Origin of the sequence: Salinimicrobium xinjiangense DSM 19287 (assembly GCF_000423585.1) — a bacterium.
GTDB classification, from domain to species: Bacteria; Bacteroidota; Bacteroidia; order Flavobacteriales; family Flavobacteriaceae; genus Salinimicrobium; species Salinimicrobium xinjiangense.
In genome coordinates this window covers 333,662-356,354 of record NZ_AUIG01000001.1, presented here as the reverse complement: position 1 = coordinate 356,354, position 22,693 = coordinate 333,662, and the positions used below count along the sequence as shown (strand labels likewise).

Annotated in this window: 15 protein-coding genes and 1 pseudogene; 10 read left to right on the top strand and 6 right to left on the bottom strand. The window is 39.9% G+C overall.

Features of this window, described 5'->3' with window-relative positions; translation table 11 throughout:
* The first annotated feature begins 186 nt into the window (after positions 1 to 186).
* Positions 187 to 5,202 (top strand): translocation/assembly module TamB domain-containing protein, encoded by a 5,016-nt coding sequence (locus tag G564_RS0101605; RefSeq protein WP_029036108.1) that lies wholly within the window; start codon positions 187 to 189, stop codon positions 5,200 to 5,202.
* A gap of 3 nt (positions 5,203 to 5,205) precedes the next feature.
* Positions 5,206 to 7,539, top strand: a complete 2,334-nt coding sequence (gene tamL / locus G564_RS0101600) for a translocation and assembly module lipoprotein TamL (RefSeq protein WP_029036107.1) — start codon at positions 5,206 to 5,208, stop codon at positions 7,537 to 7,539.
* Here the strand turns inward: tamL and upp are convergent.
* Positions 7,536 to 8,195: a uracil phosphoribosyltransferase gene (upp, locus tag G564_RS0101595; RefSeq protein WP_029036106.1), complete on the bottom strand. Its 660-nt coding sequence runs from the start codon at positions 8,193 to 8,195 to the stop codon at positions 7,536 to 7,538. The two genes, tamL and upp, sit on opposite strands and share 4 nt — an antisense overlap.
* Positions 8,196 to 8,396: 201 nt before the next feature.
* Here upp and G564_RS0101590 point away from each other — a divergent pair, with 201 nt between their 5' ends.
* On the top strand, positions 8,397 to 8,783 hold the full coding sequence (locus tag G564_RS0101590) for a nuclear transport factor 2 family protein (RefSeq protein ID WP_029036105.1): 387 nt from the start codon (positions 8,397 to 8,399) through the stop codon (positions 8,781 to 8,783).
* Between the two features lie 95 nt (positions 8,784 to 8,878).
* Here G564_RS0101590 and G564_RS19745 read toward each other — a convergent pair whose 3' ends face one another.
* Positions 8,879 to 9,289, bottom strand: coding sequence for a hypothetical protein (locus G564_RS19745; protein ID WP_051205247.1), 411 nt, complete (start codon positions 9,287 to 9,289; stop codon positions 8,879 to 8,881).
* Positions 9,290 to 9,446: 157 nt separating this feature from the next.
* Between G564_RS19745 and G564_RS0101580 the strand changes: the two genes are divergently transcribed.
* On the top strand, positions 9,447 to 10,115 hold the full coding sequence (locus G564_RS0101580; protein ID WP_029036104.1) for a hypothetical protein: 669 nt from the start codon (positions 9,447 to 9,449) through the stop codon (positions 10,113 to 10,115).
* Here G564_RS0101580 and G564_RS0101575 read toward each other — a convergent pair whose 3' ends face one another.
* Together G564_RS0101575 and G564_RS0101570 are read right to left on the bottom strand one after the other, a co-directional pair.
* Positions 10,116 to 11,357: an APC family permease gene (locus G564_RS0101575; RefSeq protein WP_029036103.1), complete on the bottom strand. Its 1,242-nt coding sequence runs from the start codon at positions 11,355 to 11,357 to the stop codon at positions 10,116 to 10,118.
* Between the two features lie 220 nt (positions 11,358 to 11,577).
* Positions 11,578 to 12,051, bottom strand: coding sequence for a ferritin-like domain-containing protein (locus G564_RS0101570; protein ID WP_029036102.1), 474 nt, complete (start codon positions 12,049 to 12,051; stop codon positions 11,578 to 11,580).
* A gap of 218 nt (positions 12,052 to 12,269) precedes the next feature.
* Between G564_RS0101570 and G564_RS0101565 the strand changes: the two genes are divergently transcribed.
* From G564_RS0101565 to G564_RS0101555, 3 genes are all read left to right on the top strand, one after another.
* Entirely contained in the window at positions 12,270 to 12,728 is a 459-nt protein-coding gene (locus G564_RS0101565; protein ID WP_029036101.1) for a universal stress protein, read from the top strand.
* A gap of 139 nt (positions 12,729 to 12,867) precedes the next feature.
* Entirely contained in the window at positions 12,868 to 13,320 is a 453-nt protein-coding gene (locus G564_RS0101560) for a cupin domain-containing protein (protein WP_037373250.1), read from the top strand.
* 217 nt (positions 13,321 to 13,537) lie between these two features.
* Positions 13,538 to 13,981: a cold-shock protein gene (locus G564_RS0101555; RefSeq protein ID WP_029036099.1), complete on the top strand. Its 444-nt coding sequence runs from the start codon at positions 13,538 to 13,540 to the stop codon at positions 13,979 to 13,981.
* A gap of 68 nt (positions 13,982 to 14,049) precedes the next feature.
* Here the strand turns inward: G564_RS0101555 and G564_RS0101550 are convergent, their stop codons facing one another.
* A complete protein-coding gene (locus tag G564_RS0101550; RefSeq protein ID WP_029036098.1) occupies positions 14,050 to 15,918 on the bottom strand; it encodes a M61 family metallopeptidase in 1,869 nt (622 codons plus the stop codon).
* A 220-nt stretch (positions 15,919 to 16,138) separates the two neighbouring features.
* Here G564_RS0101550 and G564_RS0101545 point away from each other — a divergent pair, with 220 nt between their 5' ends.
* The 3 genes from G564_RS0101545 to G564_RS18315 all read left to right on the top strand — a co-directional run bounded on the left by G564_RS0101545 (position 16,139) and on the right by G564_RS18315 (position 20,228).
* Positions 16,139 to 16,951 (top strand): DUF7282 domain-containing protein, encoded by an 813-nt coding sequence (locus G564_RS0101545; protein WP_029036097.1) that lies wholly within the window; start codon positions 16,139 to 16,141, stop codon positions 16,949 to 16,951.
* 594 nt (positions 16,952 to 17,545) lie between these two features.
* Entirely contained in the window at positions 17,546 to 19,660 is a 2,115-nt protein-coding gene (locus tag G564_RS0101540; protein WP_029036096.1) for an elongation factor G, read from the top strand.
* Between the two features lie 97 nt (positions 19,661 to 19,757).
* Positions 19,758 to 20,228: a DUF1569 domain-containing protein gene (locus G564_RS18315; protein ID WP_037373248.1), complete on the top strand. Its 471-nt coding sequence runs from the start codon at positions 19,758 to 19,760 to the stop codon at positions 20,226 to 20,228.
* A gap of 104 nt (positions 20,229 to 20,332) precedes the next feature.
* Here G564_RS18315 and G564_RS18310 read toward each other — a convergent pair.
* Positions 20,333 to 22,627, bottom strand: a pseudogene (locus G564_RS18310) (prolyl oligopeptidase family serine peptidase).
* Positions 22,628 to 22,693 lie beyond the last annotated feature (66 nt).

Below are 22,693 nucleotides of genomic sequence, written 5' to 3'. Positions count from 1 at the left end.
TGCTAAATTATTCCTAATAAAATGGTCGGCAGCAAGGAAATTTTTATCTTTTTCAATGAAAAAACTGTTATCAGAATACCCTCCAAAAATGTAATTTTTGGAAGCTGTTGTTTAACAAGGATTTACCTCCCGGTATTTCCTGATTACGCCTAAATAAGATAAATTAGAGACCATAGAGGATAGTTCTTGGAAAAAAAAGAAAATAAAAAGAAAGAAAAAAAGAAGAAAGGCTCCGGCCTGAAACTGTTTTTTAAGATCCTGCTCGGGATCGTGATCTTTATTTTTCTTTTACTACTATTCATCCGCAGTCCCTGGGGCCAGGGAATCATTGTCGATAAGCTTGTAAGCTACATAACCGATAAGACCAATACCACCATAGAAGTTGACAGGCTGTTCATCACCTTTGGTGGGAATTTAAGTGTAGAAGGTCTTTATATGGAGGACAAGGCAGGTGATACCTTATTATATACCCGCCAGCTCGAAGCCGATATACCTTTGTGGCCCCTCATTAAAGGAACCGGTTTTCATCTCGATAATCTTGACTGGCAGGGGGGAATCGCAAACATTAAGAGACAGGATACTATTCAGGGATTTAATTTCAGTTTTTTAGCAGAGGCCTTTGCTACAACAGATACTACTGCTACGACTACTCCCGCAGACACTTCCGCTTCTTCAATGGAAATAAGCTTAGGTGATATCAATATAGAAGATTTCCGGCTTACTTATGATGATCGATACTTAGGTATAGACACAAAAGTAACCTTAGGAAAACTGAATGTGGAGATGCAGGAATTCAATCTGGACAGTATGAAGTTTGCTGCCGGAGATGCCCTGTTGGAAGATGCTCGTTTTAGGTATGCACAAACAAAACCCGCTCCCGAGCCACAACAGGAAGAGGAAATTCCCCTGCCTGCTTTTTCTGTTGAAAATCTAGAGCTCAGGAATGTGGCGGGGACATATGAATCTGTTCCCGACGGAATTCTGGCTGATGTTAATCTTTCTGATCTACTTCTGGAGCTTCCGGAAGCTGATCTTGAAAATACTTCCCTTACAGTTGACCGCCTGGACCTTGATGATTCAAAGATCTTTTTACAGATGACAACTGCTTCCGAAGCCAATCAGGATACAATTGCTGCTTCCGGAGAAGGTCAGCCTTTCCAGTGGCCGGAATGGACGGTGAGAGCAAAAGATGTTAACCTGTCGAATAATGAATTCAGGTACTGGGTTAATGACAGCAGGCCAACTCCGGGGACTTTTAATCCTGAGGCTGTTGGATTACAGGACCTCAACCTGCAATTACCCAGTTTCGTCATGGCAAACCAATCCCTGAAAGCTCAAGTGGAAGCTCTTAATTTTCACGAAGCTTCGGGCCTTAACCTAAGACGAACAAATTTCCTGCTTTCTGTAACCGAAGACAGGATGCGCCTTCAGGATCTTATTCTTCAGTTAAACGGGAACAGTATAGAAGGAAGTCTTCTGGTGGATTACGATTCCCTCAATTCTTTCATGGATCAGCCGGAAAATGCCACTGTTGATCTTAACCTGCCGCGGTTTGATCTCGATCTTTCAGAGATTTACCGATTTCAGCCGGATCTGAGACAAGATGAGTACTTCGCTGCCCTTGCCAAAAAAGGCCTTTCCGGAAGTCTTTCTGCCAGAGGACAACTTTCCGCAGTCAATATTCAACGGGCCAATATTAACTGGGGAGGAAATACTTCCTTAGCTGCAACTGGAACCATATACAATGCCACAGACCCCGATAACCTGAGATTTGATCTGCCACAGGTGCGAATGAATTCTACAAGGGGAGACCTTAGGGCCTTCGTCAAAGAAGAAGACCTGGGAATTAAACTTCCGCAGACGGTGAATCTCGCCGGAAGCTTCAGTGGGACACCAGAAGATATCTCGGCAGATGCGGTTTTAAATTCTTCCGCAGGGAAGATCAGCCTCAACGGAAGCTTTGTAAGTGCCCCGGGAATTGCTTTTAATGCCGATGTCAAGGTCACAGAGCTGGAACTGGGATACCTGCTGCAAAATGAAGCCCTGGGAAATATAGGTCTGGACGTGCAGGCTTCGGGAAGTGGAGATGACATTAATTCCCTGGATGCAATCGTGGAGGGGACAGTGACTACCTTCGAATACAACAATTATAAGTTTAACGACATTGGGCTTTACGCCGAAATGGAAGACGGAGAAGGCTTTGCCAATATTGATTATAAAGATCAGAACCTGAACATGGAACTGGAGAGCTTTGTGCAGCTAGATTCTATCGCTCCCGAAATTGCATTAAACCTGAACATAATAGGAGCCGACCTGCAGGCACTGGGACTTTCTATTAATCCCGTGAACGCCGCCATGGAGATCAAAGGAAATTTTAAAGGCAACGCAGAAAGTTATGATGCCACAGCAACTGTTAATGAGGGTGTTTTTGTCTATGCCAACGAGTCTTACCTGCTTGGGGACGTCGATATAAATGCTCATGTAAGACCAGATACCACATCCCTGGCTGTACAAAATCAAATGCTAGACCTGCGACTGAACTCCAATGCGGGGCCTGCTGACTTTATTAATGCATTAAACCGGCACTATGAAAGTTATTACAATACCGTAGATGTTACAGATACAGTGGCAAATCCTGTCAACATTGATCTGAGAGCAGAAGTAAGTCCTTCCCCAATCCTTGAAGAAGTTTTCCTGCCACAATTAGAAGCTTTTGACACTATAAACGTTCAGGTGGATTTCAGAGAAAGGGAAAAAACACTCGTAGGCAGTGTAAGCTTGCCGTATATCAATTATTATGGAAGTGAGATAGACAGTCTTAAATTCAATATAGATTCAAATCCCGAGGAATTATATTTCGATTTCGGTCTAAAGAGTCTGGATGTGGGACCCATTGCCATAAAAAAGACCCATATGGAGGGAAGGCTGGTCGATGAAGAGCTGGCGCTTGAATTTCTTTCGCGTTATGAAGAGGATACTTTAATGAATGTTCGTTCTCTCATTACGAAAAATGATGAGATCGTGAGGATTCATATTGATCCGGAGGAACTGGTTCTAAACGCTAATCCATGGCAGATCGATCAAAATAACGAGATCCTTATAGGAGACAGCTCTTATACTTTCAATGATTTCAGGTTATCCAGAAACAATCAGGAATTAAGGGTGAGCAACGAAATGGCACAGGTTCAAAAAGAGCATATTGGCATAGAATTCCAGAATTTCAATCTTGCTGCCTTGTTCACGTATTTTAATCCTGAAAATACCCTGGCCTCGGGCAATATGAATGGAAATTTTGTAATTGAAGAGCCTTTTGGTACCACCGGTCTGGTTGCAGATCTTACTATAAACGAATTCGCGGTCCTTGAGGTACCCATGGGTGTGCTGTCTCTTGATGCACGTTCTGCAGGATTTAATAATTACAATTTCGAGCTCGCCATTAAAGAAGGTAGTTCAGATATCGATATTACAGGATCCTACATCGCTGATGCAGATGGCGGCAACCTGGATATGGATATTGCTCTTAATCGGGTAGATATGGAATTAATTGAAGGTTTTTCAATGGGAGAGATAACTAACACCAGTGGTAGCTACTCGGGGAACTTTACCGTAACAGGAGATCCTCTGAAGCCAACCTACGAAGGATCCCTTACTTTTAATGATGCTGTATTTACGGTAGCCATATTAAATACTCCATTTACCCTACCCAATGAAACCCTTCAAATTGATAATGCCGCCGTCTCCATGGAGAACTTTGAAATAAGAGATGTCAATGGCAACAGTTTTACTATAAATGGTTCAGTACTCACCGAAAGTCTTTTAAATCCTGAATTTGATCTCAGTTTTACAGCAAATAATTTTATGGCGCTCAATTCTTCTGAAGAGGATTTCGATCTCTTCTACGGAAAAGCCGTATTTGACGCGACCGGTTCAGTCACAGGAACCATGGAACTGCCTCAAATCGAGCTTGACCTGGAAGTTCTTGAGGAGACAAACCTTACGTATGTTATTCCTGAAGCTAATCTCGAAATAGAAGAAAGAGAGGGAGTAGTGATCTTTGTAAACCGGGAGAATCCGGACAGGATCCTTACCCGACGGACAGATGAGGAAGCATCTTTTGGTTTTTCAGGCTTTGCCCTTAATTCCTATATCTCTTTGCAGGAGGGCGCAACCTTCAGGATTGTCCTGGATGAAAATACAGGGGATCATTTCCAGGCATCAGGTGACGGGGATATACTCTATGATATTTATCCAAATGGACGTACGACCATGACTGGTAGGGTGGAGATCAATGACGGGCATTACGAGATGAGTTTGTACAACCTGGTGACCCGCAGGTTTGATATCATGAAAGGCAGTACCGTTGTTTGGGCAGGAGACCCAATGGATGCAGATCTTAACATCACTGCAGTTTATGAAGTTGAAGCTTCAGCTTCAGGATTGATGGCACCTCAAATCACCGGTGCCGACATGGATGTTAGAAATCAATACCGGCAGGAACTGGACTTCCTGGTCTACTTAAAGATAGGAGGGGAGATCTCTGCACCAAGACTTTCTTTTGGTCTCGACATGCCCGAAGATGAGCAGGGCTCTTTAAGCGGTCAGGTTTATGGCCGGGTCCAGCAAATTAACCAACAGGAGAATGAACTCAATAAGCAGGTCTTTTCATTACTGGTACTGAACCGTTTCTTCCCTTCGCCGGGTAGTCCCGGGACAGAAGGAGGTACGCTTGCTTTTGCAAGGGATAACCTCAATGAAGCCCTGTCTGACCAGCTTAACATATTCTCTGATCGCTTATTGGGCGAAACAGGAATAGATCTCAATTTCGGTCTTAATTCCTATACAGATTATCAGGGCGACAGTCCGCAGGACCGGACTCAACTTGATATCACCGCCCAAAGATCTTTTATGGATGAAAGGTTAATCGTAAGTGTGGGAAGTGAAGTAGATGTACAGGGAGAAAGTTCAGTAGAAGAGAGTTCTCCATTGATAGGAAATGTTAGCCTGGAATACCTGATTACCGAAGATGGTCGCTTTAGAATACAGGGATTCAGACGAAATACATTTGAAAATGTCATTGACGGCCAGTTGATCATAAGTGGGCTCGCGCTGATATACACCCAGGAATTTAACCGCTTCCGTGAACTTTGGAATCAAATAACTAACAAAGACGGAAGAGAAGAAGAGGAACAAACTGAAGAATAATTTATGCAGAAGAAAAAACTCATATGGCTTCTCCTTATTACCGGATTTACTTTCCTTCAATCCTGTAGTGTAAAAAAATATATTCCCGAAGATGAATTGCTATACACCGGTGCCGATCTGGAACTAGAATCTCAAGAAGAAATAGAGAACCGGAAATCACTAAAATCTCAGTTGGAAAGTCTCATAAAACCAGATCCCAATACAAAAATTCTGGGAGCCAGGATCGGACTATATTTCCATTACAAGGCGCAGCAGGAGAATCCCGGTTTCATCAATCGGTTTTTAGGTAAAAGACTCGGGCAGGAGCCGGTTTATTTGTCTGATGCAAACCCTTTTCAAACTGAAGACCTGTTAAAGAATCGTCTCGAGAACAGGGGATATTTCTACAGCAGGGTGAGTCATAGTGTGGAAGAAAACGAGGGGAACAAAACAGCCCGTATAAAGTATAGAGCAGTTCTACCTGCAGATCCATACATACTTGCAGAATATCAAATGGATTCCGACACACTTGAAGTCTACCGTGAAATAAAGGAGAGTCTTTCCGAAACTCTTCTGACTGAGGATGAGTCCTTTAATCTCGCTAAAATGAAAGCAGAAAGGGAACGGATCGACAGGCATCTTAAAAATAAAGGCTATTATAATTTTAGCCCCAATTTTCTCATTTTTGAAGCTGATACAAATCAATACGACCGGAAGAAATTTGATCTTTTTCTCCGGCTAAAAGATGAAGTTCCGGAAGCAGGAATAAAGCCCTACCGTATTAAACATGTCAATATCTACCCTAATTACAGGGTGGGAACAGATTCAGTAGCCCGGGATACTACCAGATTTAATAACCGTAATTATATTCAGGAGGAAGTATTTTTTGAACCAGAAAAACTTGATCCCTTTATTTTACTCGAAGAAGGAGAGCTGTATAATCCACAGGAATCAGGAAAGACCAGCCGCAGGTTAACTTCTTTGGGAACCTACAAGTTTGTAAATATTAGGTATGACGAAATAGATTCTCTTGGCACTAATAGCCTGGGTTACCTTGAAGCCAATATATTTCTTTCTCCCATGAATAAAAGGGCTATAAGAGCAGAGTTGCAGGCGGTGACCAAATCCAATAATTTCGCAGGCCCCCATCTTGCTATTACCTACACAAACAGGAATCTTTTTGAGGGAGGAGAGATTCTAAGCATCTCTGCTAAAGCAGGATATGAAACACAGCTTTCCAGTGAAAATGACACGGGACAAACCAGTATCATACTTGGTGTAGACTCAGATCTCATTTTTCCAAGAATGCTTTTCCCTATTTTCGAAATAAAAAGCGACTGGTTCAAATATTCTATTCCTAAAACAAAAATTAGCCTGGGCTTTGAATATCTCAATCGCAGTAACCTTTTTAGCCTTTTTTCAGTAAATGGCAGTTTTGGGTATATCTGGAAAGCAAACCGATTTATTACACATGAGCTGAATCCATTTGCCGTTACCTACACCCAACTTAGCAATACTACTCCCGAATTTGAGGAAATACTTAATACAAATCCATTTTTGAGAAGCAGTTTTGACCAACAGTTTATTGCTGGTCTTACGTATTCATTCCTTTACAATGAAATGATAGATGAGATGGATATGCACCAGTTCTTTGTTAATGCCAATCTTGATCTGGCCGGTAACATTCTGGGATTGTTAAGCAGTGGGGAAAGACCTGAAAAATTTCTTGGTTTGGAATACGCACAATATGCCAAAGTAGATACAGATTTTCGTTACCATTTCAAGTTTACCCAGGAACATGTCCTTGCTACCCGGCTCTACGGGGGCATTGGAATTCCATATGGAAATTCGGAGGTAATGCCATTTAGCCGCCAGTTCTATTCCGGGGGGCCTTATAGTGTGAGGGCATTTCAAATTCGCTCATTAGGCCCCGGTTCATACACACCTCCTGACACAGAAGCAGGAATACCCTACTATGACAGGATGGGGAACATTAGACTGGAGGCGAACGTTGAATACAGATTTCCTATCTACCAGTTTTTAAAGGGAGCTGTTTTCGCCGATGCGGGAAATGTTTGGAATACAGAAAGCAATTATGCACCAACTGAGAATACCGATCTTACACCAGATCAGGTCGAACAGCAACGACGGCTATTAGAAGACGGAACTTTTGGATCGGATTTCTTAAATGAGGTGGCCATTGGAGTGGGAGCAGGATTGAGAATAGATATTCAGAGTTTTGTGATAAGGTTTGATCTTGGTGTCCCCGTCCATACTCCCTATTTTGAAGAGGGGCAACGATGGGACTTCAGGATAAAAGATCCTGTATTCAATTTTGCGATAGGTTATCCCTTCTAGTGCTGTTCTTTTGGCCCAAAACAAAGATCTCCCGCATCTCCGAGCCCGGGAACTATATAGCCTCTTTCATCCAGCTCTTCATCTATTGCCGCAATCCAAAGGTGAGAATTTTTAGGAAATATATCCTGAAGATATTCTATACCCTCACGGGCCCCTATGACAGAGACTAAATGAATTATCTTAGGTGTTCCCATATTTTCCAGAGCTTTTAATACATTGGCAAAAGACCTTCCGGTAGCGAGCATGGGATCTGCCAGGATCAGCGTCTTATTTTCAAGGGATGGAGAAGCAAGATATTCTACAAGGATCTCAAATTCTTCGTCGTCATTAGGATGATGCCGGTAAGCCGAAATAAATGAATTATCGGCCCCATCAAAGATATTCAGGAGTCCGGTGTGCAAAGGAAGACCTGCCCGTAATATGGAACAAATTACCAGTTCCTCATCAATTTCAGGTACTACCGCTGTTCCCAAAGGAGTCCGAATTTCTTTTGACGTATAATTTAAACTCTGGCTTAGTTCATATGCCATGATCTCCCCCAGACGCTCAATATTCCTTCTAAACCGCATTCTGTCAGTTTGAATAGAAACATTTCTTAGCTGAGAGATAAGAACATTAGCTACCGAATTTTTCTCAAGAAGATGATGAACGTGCATAAATTTTGTCTCTGTTATGAGTCGGTAAAGTTAGAAATTTTAAGACAAAGTATCCGCCTCTCATTCTTAAGCATTTCCAGTACTTATAAATTACATTTCCGATTTTTTTTAATTATCTGCACCTCTCTAAAATGTGCTTTTAATTTCTTATTTTTAAAATTAAACATACGGTCCTGAAGCCTATACTTAAAACTAGGGGAGATGAAAGAAAAAGAAGAATTTTTAAGAGAAGTGATAAAAGCCTATGCCAATGGTAACGATCAATTTTTGATGGAACATATTACAGATGACATTTGCTGGGAAATTGTCGGAGAAAAAAATATTGGAGGCAAAAGTGAATTTCAGGAAGTCCTTGACCAGATGAAGGAAATGCCTTCAATGGAAATCGAGGTGGAAAATATTATTGTGAATAATCATTTTGGAATTGTAGAAGGAGTGGTCACCAGTAGAAACAGGTTAGGCCAAAAAAAGCATTTTGGCTTCTGTGACATCTATAAATTTGTGAAAGGATCGGAAATGATAATCAGTAATATTAAATCCTATGTAATTGACATTAGCAGGCATATGCAATACAAAGAAAAATTGTAAAAAAGGCCTGTCTAAAAAGTCATGTCCAAAGTCCTCATAAAGATCTCTATCAGGATTTCCTATCCATAATTGCTTTTTAGACAAGCCTAATGTTCTTATTCTTTTTTTCTATTCTGATCCTTTTCTCTGTCCCGGTCTTCCCTGGTTTTTTCTGAAGGATCTTTATATTTTTCTGCCTTTTCTCCCTTATAAACTGTCTCTGTCTGTGATTCTATGTTATCGTTGGAGTTTGCCGATTCCTTAGGTCTTCTTTGCTTTTCAACGTCCTGAGGTTTGTTTGTAGTTGGATTGAATTTTCGATCATCCTCTCCGGGAATATCAAGATCGGCCCCGGCGTAATCTATGGGTTCCTCTCTTTCTTTAAAATAGTCTCCTTTTCCCTGATCCTGGCTTTGATTATTTAATGTGGATTTATCTTCGGGAGTAATATCGGAATTATACTTTTGGTTTTCCTCTCGTTTCATATCAGACCTTTCATTTTTAGGTTGTTCTTCTTTCTTTGTCATAATTTTCTTTTTATTTTAAATTACAGATTATCTTATATTTACCCCATAAATACCGGTTAAATTGCAGTTAAAATTTACTACGGAAAATCTGATATTTTTTGCTCAAATGTAATTTGGTTAAATTTTTGATATCTTAATGCTGAAGAATTAATATACCATGAAGAACCTAATGCTTTTATTGTTTTGCCTTTGCGCCTTTTCAATCAGGGCGCAACAGGTTGATAATCCAACAGCTCCGGTAAAAGCCCCGGGAGAACTCATGGCTCCTAAGACCGGAAGTGAATCTTCTTCTTACCTTAAAACTAGCGGTAATCACAGCCTTAGCTCCAAAAAAGGAATTTTTAGTACAGAAAGTGAACCTGTAAAATTAGGAGAGAAGGAAGAAAAATCCTTTAGCATGAGAACAGATCAAAATGGACTCATGACCTTTAAAGGAAAAGATTTTACTCCTAAAGCTTTTACAAAAGATAAAGAAGTAAGGGAAGATTTCCGCAGAGATCAATATTTAGGAGATTTTAAAACTACCGGCGTATTTGTCGAACTCTACTGTAGAGATCATGAATATATTGATGGCGACAGGGTAAGGGTTATCGTGAATGGGATCGTAGTGAATTCCAATTTGTTGCTGGGTGGAACTTATACTCCAATTATGGTACGCCTGGACAGCGGCCTCAATAACATAGAATTTGAGGCATTGAATCAGGGAACTTCGGGTCCCAATACAGCCGAACTCAGAGTTTATGACGACCAGGGTCGGGAAGTGATCAGAAAAGAATGGAATTTGTTGACAGGCTCTAAAGCCAATCTTGTAGTTGTTAAGCAATAGTTACATATTTCCCTGGTATAGGTTATAAATATTAAAGCCGAAGAGGACAAGGATAGTAATAAGGGCGAGAACAGTTGGTACAGGAATGTTATTGATGTTCAGCCTTATATAGAATGGAGGTTTTTCATTTTTCTCCCTTCGTTTTTTATATCTTAAATTCAGTAAAGCGATATTTACCATTCCGAAGACAATAAATATGAAAATATTGCTGATGCTTGCCACGATCTTCAGATCTCCTATTAAACCAAATCCTACCGCTACAATACTTATTGCCAGAATTGCATAATTAGGGGCGTTCCCGATTCCGGAAATAGTAGTAAATTTTCTCAGCCATTTTTTTTCACTATCTCTCGCTACGTCATACAGCAGTCTTGAAGTGCCCAGAATATTACTTAAGATGGTTTTGCTGGTAGCGAATAATGCAATGATAACCAAAGCAGTTGCTCCCAGTGTTCCTATCTGCTTTTCAATCACTGCCGCAAGAGGACCGTTCGAATCTGCAAGTTCTTCCCAACCCATAACATTAACTGCACTTAAGGCGATAAGAAGATATATTACGAGCACCGTGATTCCGCTAAGCATTACTGCTTTCGGCATATTCTCTTTCGGATTTTTTGTTTCTTCGGCCATTTTCACAAGGTCTTCAAATCCTATGTAACTAAAGAAGATCAATGCTCCTCCTGCTAATATGCCTGTCCATCCACTGTCTGTGGTTTTGAACAGATCTGTCGAGCCAAATTCAGGAAAACTTACCACAATAACGGCTCCCAGCCCTATTATGGTTACAACAGTTGCAAATGCGTTAAAATAAGAGCTGTATTTTGCCCCAATAATATTGAAGAAGGCCATCAAAGCAATTACAGCAATGATAACTATTCGGGAGGGGATTTCAATTAGCCGGCTCAGGTAATCTGCAAAACTTATGGCAATAGCTGCCGCAGCAACTATTCCTGTAAGGGCCATGAATATCGACATGAAAAAAGCAGTTTTTCTTCCTAAGCCCTGTTTGATGTATTCGAAGCTCCCACCGGAGTCCGGATAACGGCTCACGAATTCGGCATAAGATAAGCCGGAGAGTAAAGCTACTGCCGCAGCAATTACAAAACTCAGCCACAGCATATTTCCACTTAATCCTGCAGCTTTTCCTATAATAGCATATATCCCGGCTCCTACGATTCCGCCTACACCAAACATCAGCACGTCCCAGAATCCAAGACTTCTTTTCAGTTCTTTTTTTCCCATTTACAATATTTCTTTCCATTCAATATAAATTTGAACAGCAGGAAAAACAAAGGTTTAACAGGAAAAAAAGAAAATCATAACAATACTTAAGAACAGTATATAACAGACAAAGAAAAATTAGAACTCCACGGTATTTTTTCAAGGTTCGGAAACCCCCACAACTATCTGAATTGTTTTTAGGGCTTCCCAAACCGAGCTCCACACATAATTAAATACCAGTTTACAACAGGTCTTCTAAGGATCTTATTTGGGTAATGGTTGAACGGATTTCGGCCAGATGGCTATTCAACATCTCATCAATATTTGCAGGAAAATTGACTTTTTTCAATTCATCTTCATATTCCTCTGCACTATTTTTTTCCCCACTAAGACACTCTTTCAGAAGTACTTCGTCTGCGTTTTTTCCCATAGAAGTTTTGAGGTTGATCCATGTTTTTTTAACACCTCCCATAGTAGAGTCCGGCTCTTTTGGTCGTTCATTAAGGGCATGCAGTTGTTTGTCAATTTCTGTTGCGAAATGATTTTTACTCACAGCCTGCTTTTTAAAAAAATCTTTTAAAGAAGTATTTTCTGCACGATCACTGGCTGTTCTATAAATTTTCTCGGTTTCATAATTCTTTTCCAGTAAGTCCTGCAGGCTGTGAGTTATATCTTTATGGTTTTCTTCCCGGGCAGCTTCTCTTGTAGTTTTCATAAGGCGCAAATTTTTATTGAGTCCTTTAAAGGTACGAATAAAGGAAATTTCAGGTGATAAAATAGCCTTAATAATTATGCTATTTTATTGTTTTATAACATCTTAAATAATATTCACCTGAAAGTTCTTGATCTCAAATTGATCAATATGGAATAGTTTATCCGGAAATTGATCTGGTAATACTGATCCATTTTTTGTAATTTTATTTAAAACCTATTATGAAAAAAGTTCTAATCGCTATAGATTATCATCCGGTTTCTGAAAAAGTTACGGATGCCGGATATGAACTCGCACAGAGTTTAAATGCTGAAATTTGTCTTATACATGTAATGGACGACGTAGGCTTTTATGGAGCCCAATATCCTACCTTTATGGGATATGACGGCTATACCGGAATGGGTCCCGATTTGGATGTGGCATTGGAGATGCGTAACATAGCTGAAGAATTTATGGAAAAGGCCAAACAACATCTCGGAGATGAAAAAGTTCAAACTTACCTGGCAGAGGGAGATACGGTAAAAAGTATTATGAGCTATGGTGAAGAGTGGGGTGCAAATGTTCTGGTAATGGGTACTCACAGCCATTCTGTCCTGGAAAAACTCTTACTTGGTACTGTGGCAGAAAAAATTCTTGAAAAGACAAAGATCCCGGTTTATCTCGTACCGGTAAAAAAGTAAATAATTTGGCTGACCAATTAGATTTAAACGTACCTTTAGGAAGGTAACTCATTGAAGATCATGTTATAATTGATGTTCAAAAAGAAAATAATTCCCCTTTTTTCAGACTTTAATTTTATTTAATTAATACTCTAATAATATGAAAAACAGGAAATTATTAAGGATCCTCCTCACAGGTGTGTGGTTATTCTTCACTGTCGGAATTGTTGCTCAGGATGAAGCAAATTCAGTCGTTCGAACCATGAATGACAAAGATCTGCAATGGGGACCTTGTCCCGAATTTATGCCAGATGGATGTGAAATAGCAGTTCTTAGAGGAGATCCGGCTAAAAAGAATGTAGATATTTTATTCAAGGTCCCGGCCAATTCAGAAATTGCGAATCACGGCCATACTTCTGCTGAAAGGATGATCCTGATTGCAGGAGATATGGAAGTAACCTATGAAGGGGAGGAGCCACGACAGCTCAAAACAGGATCATATGTCTTTGGGCCTGCTAAAAAGCCACATTCTGCACGCTGCGGTGATTCAGGCCCCTGTGTTCTTTTCATTGCTTTTGAAGAGCCACTTGATGCCTATGCCATCCAGGAATGAAATCGAAAAGCATTTCTTAGTAGTAACTGACATTTATCATCTCAAAATTTTAGGTCATACACGTATGCTTAAAAGACAAAAAGAAATCATAACTTTGTGTCTTACTGCAGGTCTGAATAATTTTAGGTAAATCTTCTTCGCCGATCTTTTTCCAATTTATTTTTTAGAACTTCAGCTATTTTTTTTATATTCATTTAAAATCACAAGTAGAGACCGAATGGCCAAATCACAACAGACGTACAACAAAACTGAAAAAGAAAAGAAACGCTTAAAAAAGCGTGAGGAAAAGAAGAAGAAAAAGGAGGAAAGAAAAGCAAGTGGAGAAACTGCTTCAGAATTCGCTTATGTAGACGAGTATGGAAATCTTACAGATACTCCTCCAGATCCTTCCCGTAAGATTGAAGTTGACGCCGAAAGTATTGAAATAGGAATTCCTAAGAAAGAGGATTCAGACGAAGAAGTAGACTTTAGCAAAGAAGGAAAAGTATCCTTTTTTGATCATTCCAAAGGTTTTGGATTTATATTGGACAGTAAAACCCAGGAAAAATATTTCGTTCACGTAAGTGGACTTATAGACGAAATTGATGAAAATGATAAAGTTACCTTTGAACTCGAAAGAGGTCAGAAAGGTATGAACGCAGTAAGAGTAAAAAAACTCTAGTGTAATCAGGAAAATTCAGTAAAAAAGCCGGCAATTTTGCCGGCTTTTTTATTTTATAAGCTTTCGTTTCAGGATTTCAGCCAGCTGTGTCGAAGTTCCATCTGTTCTCCGTCTGCATTCATCATCTCTACAAGCCGCAGGCCTTTTGCCATTGGTTCGATCACTTTTGATTTAACCTGCTTTTCCTTTCCATTCCTTTCCACCACTATTGTGATGTCGTCACCGACAGTCCATTCCACCGAATCGGAAATCAGATCATAGACATTTTGGACATTGTAGGTTTTGCCGTTTATACTTTTTATAATATCCCCACCTTTTAAATCCATGGAGGTAAAGAACGTACTAAGCGGGATATCATCTCTAAGCAGAATATCCCCCGCAGCGTTTACAGCAATATAAGGAGTGGATTGGTCCTTGAGAAAATAATCTACCGGTATTTCTCCCTCCCGCATTTCCAGGCCTACTTTATTAAAGTATTCGGTGTATGGAATAGGTGTAGTCCCGCTTACATGAGTTTCCAGAAACTCTCCAATTTCGGGGTGCGTCAGCCCGGTGATTATTCCAAACAACTCATCATCTTCAAAAGGTTTGTCCTTACCATACCTGTCGGTTAGTTTTTTCATTAGATCCAGGAGACCTGTTTTGCCATTACTAACATCTCTTAATTCAATATCCAGTGCCATTCCAATAAGTGCTCCTTTTAAATAAACATTGTAATAGCTATCCTGATACTGCTCTTCAAGGATATTTTTACTCATTTGGGTAAAGGAAATAGTATCGTCAAACATTTTTGCAGAAGTGATCTTTTCATTCATCCTGTCATAAAATTGTTGTTTGGTGATCAAGCCCTGATTAACCTGAAAAAGATTGGCAAAATACTCGGTCACTCCCTCGTACAGCCATAGGTGTTGAGACATTTTTGGATCATTATAATCAAAATAATGAACTTCTTTTGAATGAACTCCTAACGGAGTAAGGATATGAAAGAATTCGTGAGAAACTATGTCGGTGAGAGATGACTCCAAAGCTTCTTTCCCCATACTTTCAGGCATTACAACCACAGTAGAAGTGTGATGTTCCAAAGCCCCGAAATTTCCTGCGTCCCCTTCTCCGGGAGTGGCCGAGAGGTATAGAAGAATTGCATATTTATCGGTTTCATCTATTTTCCCTAAAAATCTCTTTTGGGCGCTTATCATTTTTTCCATAGATGGTTTAAAATCGGTAGCACTATAGATATTCCCCGGAGAATAGACGTGAAGCAGCACATCCATATTTTCTATTTTAAAACTGGCAGTATCGGGTGCCGCGTACATAATAGGATTGTCTGTGACCTCAAAATACCTGTTAAGGCTGAAGATATCGCGTATGCTTTCCGGAGACTCTTCTATGGACTCGTTTACGGTGAGAGCACTTCCCGGATATAGTCCGGGTGACCTGATGATCTCCAGGCGGTAAGGCTCCTCCGTCATATTCTGAAAATATCCGACAAATCCGTGAAGGTTGAGCATGTAGTTTTCTCCTGCCTTGATATTTGTTCCGGCCATTGAGTAAATGCCTCCTTCTCCTTTTACATCAAAGGTATCATTCATTAAATAGCTCACCTTATCAAGCTTTGTAGCATTGGGAATCCGCCAGCTGTTATCATCAATCGGAGTAACAGGAACTTCCTTACCCTTATAGTCAAAAGCTTTGATCCCTTCAGAAAATTTTCCATAATTGGCAGTAGAGTAGGTGCCGGGAACGGTTTTAGGAATGTAGAAAATAATTTCTTCTGAAGTGATCACTCCGGGATCCACAGTAACTAATATTTTATCGTCCTGCACATTCACAAGATCGAGAGTTGCAATGATAGGTTGTGTTTGTGTACCTGTTCCTTGTGGAGCCTTGCAGGAATAAATACTAAAGCTAAGAACAACTAAATAAAATATTTTTTTCATAACAAGTTTTTAGATAAGGATAAGACTGTAAAACAGACCAGTCGTTACTATAAAAGCCCGTAAAAATAAAAGTTCCAAAGAATTATATTACACACAGTCTCTTAATTTAAACTGAAGAGGCTCTTAAAAAAAAGCTTTAACATGCTAATTAGCAATGATTTAACTGCTTTTTCAAATCAAAATTAATATCTAGTACCTCGAAACCTATAAAAATGTTGTTATGATTAAACAAAAGAATTATTTAGTAGTATTATTTCTGGCTACAATCGGCTTATTTACAGCCTGTAGTGATGATGATGATGGGGGAGCCCCTCCGGTAATTGAGCCTACGGGTAGTATTGTAGTGGAGGACCAGACCCTAATGAATGGAATGGTCACTGTAAGTAATGTGGAGATGAGTAATGACGGATGGCTGGTTATCTATAAAGATAACGCCGGGGTACTTGGAACCGAGGTTTTAGGCCATACCCATGTTGAGGCCGGCAGCCATGAAGATGTTACTGTAGAACTGGATGAAAGTGCATTAACCAGTGGAGAAGTTCTTTGGGCTGCTCTACACGTAGACAGTGATGAAGATGGAGAATTTGATTGGAATGGTATTACAGGAACAGATTCCCCCGTTAGGAGTGGAACAGTTCCCGTAGCCGAATCTTTTACTCTTAATATCGACTCTTCAGGAGAAATGAATACTGTCAGCGTTGGAGACCAGGCTGTAGTTGACGGTACAATTACTGTAGATAATGTAGTTCTGGCAGAGGCCGGATGGATAGTTGTACATGCAAATAACGATGGTGCTCCGGGAGAAGTAGTGGGAATTTCTGAGGTCCTTACCGCCGGAAATCACGATGATGTTACTATAACTTTCAATGATTCCGCCGAAGTGAATGTAGGTGATATGTTATGGATCATGCTACACTCAGACACAGGAGTCGCGGGAGAATATGAATTCGACGGGGGAGACAATGGTCTCGACCTGCCTGTTTTCGATGGTGAAGGCAATCCTGTTATGGTGTCTATCACCGTTACCGAATAATGAAAAACATTAATGTGTCAAAAATCCGGTGCAGAAAGTACCGGATTTTTTTTTGCCTTTCCTGTTAATACCAACGGGAACTTGATAATTCAATTCATTGTTGTCCGATTAAAAATAACTGGATATCAGGAAAAGCTTCGAGCACGATAAATTTGAAGTTGTTTCTTAAGCTATAGGGGGGGTGAATCTTGATGATTTACCCCCATTTTAATAAAATAGATCAATCCTATGCTTCTAAGAATCAAATACCTAAAAACAAGTCCTGGCTTTTGATTCTAGAAGCGGAGCGATCCTGGTTCTTTTCCCGGACAACAACAAATTCCAATTAAAAGAATTATAAATATGTTTTATTGCAAAGTTGTTTGGGCCTTATCTAACAAGAAATCAAAATTGGAAAAGAAACTTTCATATGATATTCATCAGTAAAAGGCAAAAAATACTATTTATTAAGAAAAACAGAAGCCATAAAATATTAAATTTATAAGTGTTAATTCTTGATATTAACTCCGGAACACATGGCTACTTTTTTTTACTTCTCTGTACATATTTCCGGAATCTTCTCTTTCCATCTTGATCCTTTAAAACCTTTACGTGATGAAAATTTACGATGACAAACACATCAAAAATGTGGTCTTTGTTGGCGCTCACAACAGCGGAAAGACTACCCTGGCAGAAACCATGTTATTTGAAGCCGGATTAATTAACAGGCGCGGTTCTGTAGAAGCTAAAAATACAATTTCAGATTATCATGAAATTGAACATGAAAAAGGAAATTCAGTTTTTGCAACACCCCTGCACACCGAGTGGCGGAATTATAAGATCAACATTATTGACACTCCGGGACTGGATGATTATATTGGTGAGATCATTTCGTCAATAAGAGTAGCCGATACCATTGTTACTGTTCTCAATGGACAGTATGGAGTGGAAGCAGGAACAGAGATCATCTGGAATTACATAAGAGAATATCAAAAACCTACAGTATTTGTAATTAATCAGATCGATCATCCCGGGCTTAATTTTGAAACCAGTTTTAATAGTATTAAAAGCCTGGTGGGTAATAATGCGGTTAAAATTCAGTACCCACTTATAGTAGATGGTGCTCAGTGCATTATTGATGTGCTTAAAATGAAAATGTACAAATTTTCTCCGGAAGGAGGAAAGCCACAAAAATTTCCTGTTCCTGAAAAACACCAAGCAACAGCAGATAAATTACATAATGAACTTGTGGAAAAAGCGGCCGAAAATGATGAGGAATTAATGGAGATTTATTTTGAGAAAGGCAGCCTGAATGAAGATGAAATGCGGAAAGGAATTAAGGCAGGGATGCTGAATTATGATCTGTTCCCGGTTTTCTGCACTTCAGCTCTTAATGATATGGGAAGCGGAAGACTAATGGGGTTCATAGATAATGTGGCTCCCGCAGCTGTTGATCTCAAACCGGAAAAAAGTGTAGAAGGAAAAGATGTAATGCCAAAACCTGAAGAACCACCTGTTTTATTCGTTTTTAAAACAATTCACCAGCCTAATTTAGGGCAGGTAACTTTCTTTAAAGTTAAAAGAGGAGAGGTGAAGGTCAATGATAAGCTTTTAAATTCCAGGAATGGAGAAACAGAAGTCTTCAACCAGCTCTTCATTATGGATGGAAAAGATAGAAATCCTATTTCAAAGTTGGTTGTGGGTGATATAGGAGCTACTTTGAAATTAAAGCATACCGAAACAAATGACACACTCACGGCTTCGGGAGAAGAAGTCAATATCGATCCTATCGAATATCCACAACCCAGAATAAGAAGAGCGGTAACGGCTGTAAATACCAAAGATGAAGAAAAACTCACTGATGCCTTAAAAAAAATCCACAGCCAGGATCCTACAGTAGAAATTTCTTTCTCAAATGAAACAAGGCAGTTGATCCTGGCATGCCAGGGTGAACTTCACCTGGCCACCATAGACTGGCTTCTACGAAATATTTATGGAGTTGAAGCAAATTTTGAAAAGCCAAGAATTTCTTTTAGAGAAACCATTCAACGCTCTTCAGATTCCAGTTACCGGCATAAAAAACAATCGGGAGGTTCGGGTCAATTTGCTGAAGTCCATATGAAGATCGAACCCTGGGAGGAAGGAATACCAGAACCTGAAGGCTTTAACATCAGAGGAAAAGAGGAACTCAACCTGCCATGGGGAGGAAAGCTCGTTTTTTATAACTGTATTGTTGGAGGGGTAATAGATCAGCGTTATCTGCCCTCAGTAATGAAAGGAATTCTTGAGGTCATGGAAAAAGGACCTTTAACCGGTTCGTATATACGTGATGTAAGAGCGATGATCTATGACGGTAAAATGCATTCTGTAGACTCTAATGATATTTCTTTCAAAATCGCCGGTGCACACGCGTTTAAAAAGGCATTTCTTAATGCAGATCCAAAACTGCTGGAGCCTGCTCTTGATCTTACGGTTAGAGTCCCTGAAGATATGGTGGGGAACGTTATGACCGAACTCCAAAGCCGGCGCTCAATTATACAGGGGATCGAAAGCGCAGATAATTATCAGATTCTGAAATGTATTGCGCCCGAATCTGAACTATTCGGGTTTTCAACCGATCTTCGTTCCCTTACAAAAGGAAGAGCCACATTTAGCACCAGCTTTAGCGGATATCAACCTGTTCCGGCTAATATTCAGGATGAACTAACGAGAAAAAAGGAGATGGTTTAATAATTTAAAGAAGTTGTTTGACTGAACCCGCAACTAATAGTTGCGGGTTCGCTATATCAGGATTAATACTATCTTGTAAAAAATTATTACACATTTAATGACATCCCGGGAACTACACGACCAATTAATCGAAATGGAAGGTTATACCGATAATTTAACTACAATAAATTCTGCTGTATCCAGTGTCCCCGTAGGATGGCATCTGGCTCATAACCTTAAGGTTATCCTTTCAATCCTCAAAGGACTTGACATATCAGATCCTGCTCAATACCGGAAGAAATTCAGCTGGAAGAAGGAGCTGGTTTATTTAACCGGCAGGATTCCAAGAGGAAAAGCCAGGGCTCCAAAAAAGGTTATTCCGGAAGATAATATTTCCGCAGAAGAATTACAGGAACAAATCACCAAGGCAAAGCGAAAACTTACCGGGATATCAAAGCTTCCCAAAAATGCCTTTTTTGAGCATCCTTTTTTTGGTCATATTAGAAGAGATGAAACTCCAAAATTTCTGGTGATCCATACAGAACATCATCTCAAGATCGTTAGAGAAATACTTAATAACAGGGCTTAATTTTCTATAAATGAATGAAAGGGGAGGGGATAGCTATAAAAGAAAATACCCTCTCAAAAAAAAGGCATTTTGGGAGGGAATTTTATTATCAATAAATATATTTCCTAATCTCTGAAAGCTGGTTTCAATTCCTCATCTTTTAGATGTTTGGCATAAAAGCCCATCATAGCTTCATATAATTCAATTCGGTTTTCTTCCTTTCCGAAGCCATGTCCTTCATCATATTTTACCATATAGGGTACATCCACACCTTTTTCCCGTAAAGCTCTTACAATCTGGTCAGATTCATCGATATTCACCCGCGGATCGTTGGCACCCTGTACCACGAACAATGGCTTTTTAATTTTATCTATATGAAATACAGGGGATACTTCATCCATAATAGCTTTTTCTTCAGGAATGTTTTCGTCATACCAGATTTCCCTTAAAATCTTCTCGTAAGGTTTCCAGTAAGGCGGAATGGTCTCCATAAATGTGTATAAATTCGATACCCCAACATAATCTACACCCGCAGCATAAAGATCGGGTGTTTTGGTAAGCCCTCTCAACACAGCATAGCCTCCATGGCTACCCCCATAAATAGCAGCTTTATCGGGATCAACCCAACCCTGGTCAATCACGTATTTCAAACCATCTTCAACATCGTCCATGGCCTTTCTTCCTATTTGCTTGAATCCTGATTCCAGGAACTCACGACCGTAACCTCCGGAAATCCTGAAATTCACCTGTAAAGTAGCATAGCCACGGCTGGCAAACAGTTGAGCCTCGGGATTAAAGCCCCAGGAATCTCTAATTCCCTGCGGACCACCATGCGGATTGACAATAACGGGTACTTTTTCACCTTCCAGAGCGGCTTTTGGAAGCGTAATGTAACCATGTATGGTTATTCCATCCCGGCTCTTGAAAGTAATAGGCCTCATTTCGGCCATATCTTCTGCTTTAAGCTGGGGCATCAGATTGTATAACAATTCGAATTTATCGGCCTTGACGTCATAGGACCAATATTCCCCGTACAATTTATCGCTTTGAAGGAAGATCAGATATTTACTTTCGTCATCGGTATGATCGGCTATTGTGTATTGCTTATCCGGAAATTTTGCAGTGATCCTGTTATGGAGCTTTTTGTAGTAGTCGCTAACAGGAACGATTTCCCGTTTTTCTCCCTCAAAAGTGTAATAGTCCAGTTCGTAGTTTCGGTTACGCGACAGGGAAATTCCGGAAATGTCATAATTGTCATTGGAAAACAATTTATCGATTACCTTATTTTCCTTCAGGTCGTACAGATAAACAGTGTTCTTATCAGTTTCCAGATTTGATACTACATAAGCATCATGTGGATAATCTGTTTGATAATTTAGAGTAGGATTGAAGGTGTCTTTCCAGTTGTTTTGTTGGATCACTTCGAAGTTCCGGGTCTTTGGATCCTTATTGTAGTAAAGGTCCATATTGACTCCCTCACGTAAGCGTACAAAACCTCTCAGGGTTCCATCCTTGTCAAAAAGGTAGCTCATGATAGGATTGGCAACATCATCATTATTAAAAAGCTTCTCAATTTCACCGGTCTTAATGTTCACCTTGTAAGGCTCAAAAACCTGGGCATTTTCCTTGTTCATGGAAACTATCACGTGGTTTTTGTCATCCTTTAATAGGTTGATGATCTGAGTTTGAACTCCTTCAAAAGGAGTAAGATCCCTGGTGTTGGAACCATCAACATCTGCTGCATATAAATGATAATTTTAGTTTCCTCCTTTGTCCATAACATAAATTAACCTGTTCTCATTTGCCCAGCCATAGCCCCGTACCAATTCGTCCTTCTCTGTTATTGCCCGTGTAATTTGATCGGTCTCAAGGTTCTTTACGTATACATGGTTCTTCGCATTTTCATCTTTTTCCCTGTAGGACATGTATTTCCCATCTGGGGAGAACTGAAAGGAACTTGCTTTAGGTTTGGCGAAATAATCTTCGACCTCATACTTATAATTTCCCTGGTCGTATGCAGCCAGCTGTTTAAGTTCTTTGTCGGAAGAAGGTAGAGACTGATCTCCCGGAACAGTTTTCTCCACTTTTTGAAGTACCAATGGAAATTCCTGTCCCGATTGTTTAAAGGTACCGGTGATGGTTTCGTCCTGGAGTGTTCCGGTAAAAGTGGCACCGATTTTCGAATAGGAGAGCGTAACCTGATCATCTGCCAGTTTTACTTCATCAAGAGGCAAACCAAATGCACCCTGCAGTGGACTGTCCAGAGTTCCTGTAAGAGAATCATTCTCTTTTTTAATATCAAAGATCAGGAGTAATTCAGTCCCCTGAACATTCAGTTTTCCTTCCCAGGAACCTTCCAATTCCTGCGAATGAACGCCATTTATTCCTGTAATAACAGAAAACACTAGTAAAGAAGACATTTTAATGAACCTTAGTTTCATTAGTATTAGTTTATTGGTTAGGATGATAAATTAAGCGTTTTTTAG